Raw genomic sequence first — 6,204 nt, 5'->3', positions numbered from 1 at the left:
TACCCCCCCGGTGTTGTGGCGGTTGCCCCCGGGGGCGGCGGCGGGCGCGGTGGCCCCCCGCCGCCCGACGACGAGCACCGCGTGTCGACGGTCGACGTGATGACCGAGCGATTGCGGGATGATCCGATCCTTGTTCAGCGATCGATGGGCACGGGTGGTTCGGCGCTGGCCTCCGATGTGCTCACCGGGTGGCCGCGAGCGGAGACCTGCCGGTCTATGTGGTGCTGGCGGAGATGCTCCCAAGAGCTGGCGGGTGGCGAACGACCTGTGAAACGGGTGGCCGTTCTCCTCTGCCGGCCCGCAGCATTCCGATGTGGCCTGACCGATGAGTGTTGCGCGCTGTGCTGGTCTGTACATCGAGTACCGACTCACGGGAGGCTGGCGCTATGCGGAAACTGACTTTCGCCATGAACGTGAGCTTGGACGGCTACATCGCCGCGACCGGCGACGACCTTGGCTGGAGTGGGGGAGACGGACCGGACTCATCGCCGAGCGACGAGCTGTTCCAGTGGTGGTCCGACCGGGTGGACGCGACGGGCCTGGCGCTTTATGGGCGCAAGCTGTGGGAGGCGATGAGCTCTCACTGGCCGATCGCCGACAAGCAGCCGGGTGCCACACCGGCGGTGATTGAGTTCGCCGGCCGCTGGCGGGACATGCCGAAGGTGGTGTTCTCCTCGACGACCAGCACGGTCGACTGGAACACTCGTCTGGTGACCGGCGACGCGGAGACCGAGATCACCAGGCTCAAGGCCGACGACGGCGGCCCGATGGACATCGGCGGTGCCACACTCGCCGCGGCGGCCATGCGGGCCGGGCTGATCGACGAGTACGTGTTGGTCACCCATCCGGTCCTGGTGGGCGGCGGCACGCCGTTCTTCACAGCCCTGGACAACTGGGTGAACCTGAATCTGGTGGAGACCCGGACGTTTCCCGACGGCGTGGTGCTGACCAGGTACGAGACCAGGCGCTGAGTGCCAGACGGCGGATCAGCGCGGGCTTCGGGCGAGCCAAGGATCTCGTGGCGCTGTGTTCCGAGGCGATCGTGACGTCCCTGCCGGATCGATCCTGTTCGTCACCCCACCCAGCTGTCCGGCTGCAGGTGAGCAGCTAGCGGCATCAAATTTGACCTCTTGCTGGCTGCATTGCTCCGCTTGGCGTGGTCTTATCGCGCGCCTTGAAGTGTGAAGGGCTGGTTTCGGGAGGCTTAACGCACCCTTGACACGTCCACATTCGAGCCATAGTTTGAAGCTGCGTTATAGGCAGTCGTGCTGCACATTACGCAGTCATGGCCGAGAGGTCGGCTCAACGATGAGGCAGGGGAGCGTATGAACAAGATGTCAGGTCCCAGGTCGGTGTGGCGGGCGCTGTGCGTTGTGGCCTTGTCCTTGCTCATGATCAGCAGCGGAGCGGCGGTGTCCGCTCAGTCGAAGGCGGCGGACGGAGTCATCGTCCAAGAGCAGCTGGCGACGGGCAATGAGCTGTTGGTCTACGTCCCCGAGGACCCGGGGACGGGGTTGCGGGCGAGGTCGACCCCCATCCTGATGGTGTTCGCCGATCGTGGGCTCACGGGTGACGAGGCGCTGGCGATGGCCGGGTCGTCCGGTCTGGCGGAGATCGCCGAGGCTGAGCAGGGTGTCGTCGCGTTCGTCAACCCGGTCGGGGAGTCCTGGACAGCCGCCGACACTGAGGCCATTCCGGCGGCGCTTGGTCGGTTCGATGGCTACACCGGCCAGCCCTACGATTCTGATGGTCAGCTGTGCCGGGTGAGCGGGGGCGAAGAGCTGTGCAGGTTCCCAGGCTTGGTTGCTCGGGTCTATCTCTTCGGTGACCGGTCGGGCGCTGACTTCGTCACGCAGCACGTGGTTCCCGGCGTCACTTTCGACGCTGACCATGGGCGGCCCTGGACTCCGGCGGCGGTCTACCTGTCCAACCCGACCCAACCTGCCATCGCGCCTGATGTTGATGTCGAAGTTCCCGCGTATGTGGTCAACGGGTCGAACGAGGTCAACGCATCCCTGGAACAACTGAACGGGCGTGCCGGGCTCTTCGGGACCGCACGGACTAAGCAGCAGGATGGGTTCCATCGTGCGGCGCTGCTCAAGGGTTACGACCGGGTGATCGAGCATGCGATACAGCGTCGGTTCCACTCGCCCGCGCAGATCCACACCATTACCGACTTCAAGAAGGCGGGGTTGCGGGTCAGTCACGAGACGCTGGAAGTGAACGGTACGCCGATGGAGTACTTCGAGTACGCGCCGCGGCGGCAATCGGGCAGTATGCCGTTGGTGCTGGTGTTCCACGGCGGCAGCGACCATGCCGAGTACATCGCATGGGCCGCCGGTTGGACCGATCTGGCCGCGGAGCACGAGTTCATGGTCGTGTCCGTCGACCAGCACGGCTCCTGGTCGCCAACAGACATCATTACACTGCTGGATCACCTGGTCGCCGAGCACCCGCACATCGATCAGAGCCGGGTGTATGCCACCGGGTTCTCGATGGGTGCGGCCAAGACGTGGGGGCTCCTTCAGGAGTACTCCGATCGATTCGCAGCCGTGGCCCCCATGGGCGGCACCAGCTACGGGCCAACGCCGCTGCCGGGGGAGGGCGTCGTGCCCACGATCTATTTCGCAGGCATGGAGTCACCGCTGGCGGAGCGGCCACACCAGTTCGGCGTGCCCAACACTCCTGACGCCCGCGTCGCCGCCCTCTTCACCGGGAACGGTGTCACCGACGACTACACCTACGACAGCGCTGCCGACCCGGTATGGGGCATCGCCGCCGATGAGTCCATCGACATCACCGACGGTCGTTTCCCGGAAGTTTCGGTGGGGGTGAACGCCTACGCCAGCAGCGATGGGAACACCTACACGGCACTCGCCGCAGTGCATCGAGCGAAGCACGAGACCTTGCCGACCCAGGGTGAGATCGCGTGGGGGTTCTTGTCACAGTTCTCCCGCGCGGCCGACGGTGACGTCGTGATCGAGGATGGAGCCTTCGACCTGTCGGCTCTCGGCTCCTAGGCGAGTGAATCCGACTGATCTCTAGTGACCGTAGGGGACTTGTAGAGCCGGGAACGCAGAACCGGAAGGTGCAGGAGCCGTAGCTGCGTACCCGGCCAGATCAAACGTTTCACGTTCCTTCGATGCCGAACACAGTAGCGATGGAGGAGCGGGTCCCCGCTCCTCCATCGCCTCAGGTCCTCATTCGGGTCGCCGGGAGTCCGCATGATCCCCTCCAGATGAGGACCTGTCTTGGCTCACATCTTGTCACCCAGAGGATTCAGGCTTTGCTGACCTGCGCCGATGCGTGGGCTTAATGCGCGCTCAAGGCACCAACTGGCGCCAACGGGGTCCGTGAGCTTCTGGTGGAACAGCCTGCTGTCACGGCGGGAGGGACACGATGACCGCGCCCGTCACCTCTGCATTCGGAGCTAAGGTCGACATCGTTCAGCTTCGCGCTCGCACGAGGTACGCAGGGAGCGTCAGAGTGCGCCGTTATGAAGGAGGACGAATGCGGTCACCGATTCCTGACTACCTGACCGAGGTCCTCGGGGACGTCGCCTCGGACACATCCGGGGCGCCAGCGGGGTACATCCCAGAACTCGCCGTAGCGGATCCGGAGCTTCTCGGTGCGGTCTTCGCCACCGTTGACGGTGAAGTCTACGGTGCCGGGGACATCGATACCGAATTCACGATCCAATCAATCTCCAAGCCGTTCACGTATGCGTTGGCACTTTCTGATCGAGGCTTCGATGCTGTACTCGCCAAGGTCGGTGTCGAGCCTTCCGGAGAGGCGTTCAACGAGATCTCCCTCGAAAGCGACACCGGGCGTCCCCGCAATCCCATGATCAACGCCGGTGCGATCACCGTACACTCGCTGGCCGGCGCCGCGGACCTGCATCCGGAAGTGCGGGTGGAGCGCGTCGTCCAGGGCCTTTCGGCCTTCGCCGGCCGTCCGCTGAAGATTGATGAGGCGGTGTGCGTCTCGGAGATGGAGAACGCGTACCGCAACCTCGCCATCGCGCATATGCTCCGTAGTTACAACGTCCTCACCGACGACCCGAGGGGCATTGTCGAGGGCTACATCCGCCAGTGCTCGGTGCTGGTCACGGCGCGAGATCTGGCCATGATGGCTGCGACGTTGGCCAATCGAGGGGTGAATCCTCTCTCCGGCGAGCGAGTGATACACGAGCCGGTGGTGCGGCAGGTGCTGAGCGTCATGGCCACGTGTGGAATGTATGACGCTGCCGGTGACTGGGCAACCCAGGTCGGCATTCCGGCGAAGAGCGGCGTGGCCGGAGGCCTGATCGGCGCGCTCCCCGGTCAGATCGGCATCGCCACCTTCTCTCCGCGGCTGGACCCCCATGGAAACAGCGTTCGAGGCGTATCGCTGTTCGAACGATTCTCCTCCGATATGGGCCTGCATGTGATGGAGGTCCCGGCCACCGCGCGTGCGGTCGTGCGATCCAACCACGTGCGGGGCAGCGGACCGGCCGCGATTCGTGTCTTCCGATTGCAGGGCGGGATCGGTTTTGCCGGAGCCGAGCGAGTCCTTCGGGAGATCGTGGAAACCGCACCGAGAGAGGCCAGGGTGGCACTGGACCTCACGATGGTCTTCTCGATCGACGACGTGGCACGGCGCATGCTGCTGGAGGCCGCGCGTCGGCTCACGCTGGAAGGTCACGAGGTCTATCTCGTCGACCCAGAATCGATGATCCCAGAGCCCGATCCCGGCGATGGCGGCCGAGTCACCATTGTCGGCGACGTTGAACAAGCCGGTTGAACAAGCCATGAACCTGCCGCACACTGTGGTCGACAGCCGTCGTAGTGAGAGGCGTGACTCATGAGTAGCGAGCCGATTCCACGCGTTCGCGCATCGGAGAAGGTCGCCGCCAGCGCCCGCGACGGTGGCCGCGCGCGTCATCAGGCACCGCGCCGAGCCGCGGCGCGCTGGCACCCCAGCGTCAGTCAGATGAGCCATTGAGCGGCTGCGCGCACAAGAGGCCGTTCGCGGCCCCGAACTCCTACCGTTGCGGTACGCACGGATGGCGTTCTCGCCGTGGACGTACCTGCGCGGTGCTGCTGTGATGGCCGCTGACCTCGCCTCGGCGCCGCACTCAAGCTTGACGGTTCAGATGTGCGGCCAGGCGCTGGCAAAGTTACATGCGCAGAGCGGCGACCCCGAGGCAATCGCCGGCTACATCGGCAAAGGAGCGGCATTCGCTGACGGCGTCCTCCGCTATGCCCGCGCCCATGCCAAACAGACCTGCGCGATCACGCCGATCTACGCACCGCAATCGCGAACAAGGAGGTCAAGGCTGCAGAACGAGGATGGTAGGACGTGCACCACGGTGGTCGGCTGACGGGGCGGTGCCGTCCCGAGGCGCGGGCTACGGCGAAGGAACAAGAAAGGAAGTTGAGCACATGACCGGACAGCATGAGGATTCGCGCTCGGCTCCTTCGAGCGAGCCGAACGAGACTGCCGCTCGTCCAAATGCGACGTTGGCGGAGGATCTTCTCCTTCTTCTCTTCCAGCCGAGTTCCGGTCGTCAGTCCGGAACGGGGAGTATTGCGGGGGAAGGCACTTTGTACTATGCGCTCGCCGGGGCGGTGCTCGCGGACCTCGGTCTTGGCGGTCACGTCCGGACGGAATCTGGGCGGTTAGGGACGATGGCCGTGGAGGCCGTCGCTGACAACCCGCCCTCGGACCAGCTCCTCCGCGCGAGCTGGGAGTATGTCGCGGACAAGCCCCGGAGCGTGCAGACCGTCCTTGCCGCGACGGGGCCGACCCTGCGTGAACCGTTGCTGGATCGACTCGTTGAGCGCGGGGACCTCCGCCGTAGCACGCGCTCGACGTTCGGCCTTTTCAAGACCTCTGTGTATGCGGAGGGCGACAGTGGGCGCCGGGACGGACTGATGGCCGGCGTCCGCGCCGTGCTCGTCGACGGTGCGGAACCCACGGTCCGGGGCGCTTCACTCGCTGCGCTCCTCTACGGCAGCGGAACGCTACCCCAATTCGACCGCGATATCCCGTGGACCTCAACGGTCATCGCGCGCGCCGAGGAGCTCAAGGAAGGCAACTGGGGTGCGGGCGCTACGGAAGAGGCTGTCACGCGCACCGTCACCGCGACCATCGTGAACAACGTCATCGTTGCTTCGGCCGCCCTTCAGCGTGGATAGTCCGGTCACGGGAACGCCGTTGCGG

The 6,204-nt window shown here is 65.2% G+C and carries 5 protein-coding genes; all 5 read left to right on the top strand.

The window, feature by feature from the left end; all coding sequences use genetic code 11:
• Positions 1-386: 386 nt before the first annotated feature.
• A complete protein-coding gene (locus tag G1H11_RS17440; RefSeq protein WP_174257717.1) occupies positions 387-971 on the top strand; it encodes a dihydrofolate reductase family protein in 585 nt (194 codons plus the stop codon).
• A gap of 354 nt (positions 972-1,325) precedes the next feature.
• Entirely contained in the window at positions 1,326-3,020 is a 1,695-nt protein-coding gene (locus G1H11_RS17435; protein WP_163819862.1) for a CE1 family esterase, read from the top strand.
• Between the two features lie 490 nt (positions 3,021-3,510).
• Positions 3,511-4,782, top strand: coding sequence for a glutaminase (locus G1H11_RS17430; protein WP_163819861.1), 1,272 nt, complete (start codon positions 3,511-3,513; stop codon positions 4,780-4,782).
• Positions 4,783-4,978: 196 nt separating this feature from the next.
• Positions 4,979-5,362 carry a DUF2252 family protein gene (locus G1H11_RS17425; protein WP_425501246.1) on the top strand — a complete coding sequence of 128 codons (384 nt, stop codon included), beginning with the start codon at positions 4,979-4,981 and terminating at the stop codon, positions 5,360-5,362.
• A 61-nt stretch (positions 5,363-5,423) separates the two neighbouring features.
• Positions 5,424-6,179: a GOLPH3/VPS74 family protein gene (locus tag G1H11_RS17420; RefSeq protein ID WP_216843864.1), complete on the top strand. Its 756-nt coding sequence runs from the start codon at positions 5,424-5,426 to the stop codon at positions 6,177-6,179.
• Positions 6,180-6,204: the final 25 nt, after the last annotated feature.

The sequence above is a fragment of the Phytoactinopolyspora alkaliphila genome, assembly GCF_010550695.1.
Taxonomy (GTDB): Bacteria; Actinomycetota; Actinomycetes; order Jiangellales; family Jiangellaceae; genus Phytoactinopolyspora; species Phytoactinopolyspora alkaliphila.
Note: the sequence above shows the minus strand (reverse complement) of the source record. Positions and strands in the feature narration are given on the sequence as shown.

Bases quoted from the DNA above. Each gene is read 5' to 3' on its own strand.
- G1H11_RS17440 (WP_174257717.1), top strand. From the start codon at position 387: ATGCGGAAACTGACTTTCGCCATGAACGTGAGCTTGGACGGCTACATC.
- G1H11_RS17435 (WP_163819862.1), top strand. From the start codon at position 1,326: ATGAACAAGATGTCAGGTCCCAGGTCGGTGTGGCGGGCGCTGTGCGTT.
- G1H11_RS17430 (WP_163819861.1), top strand. From the start codon at position 3,511: ATGCGGTCACCGATTCCTGACTACCTGACCGAGGTCCTCGGGGACGTC.
- G1H11_RS17420 (WP_216843864.1), top strand. From the start codon at position 5,424: ATGACCGGACAGCATGAGGATTCGCGCTCGGCTCCTTCGAGCGAGCCG.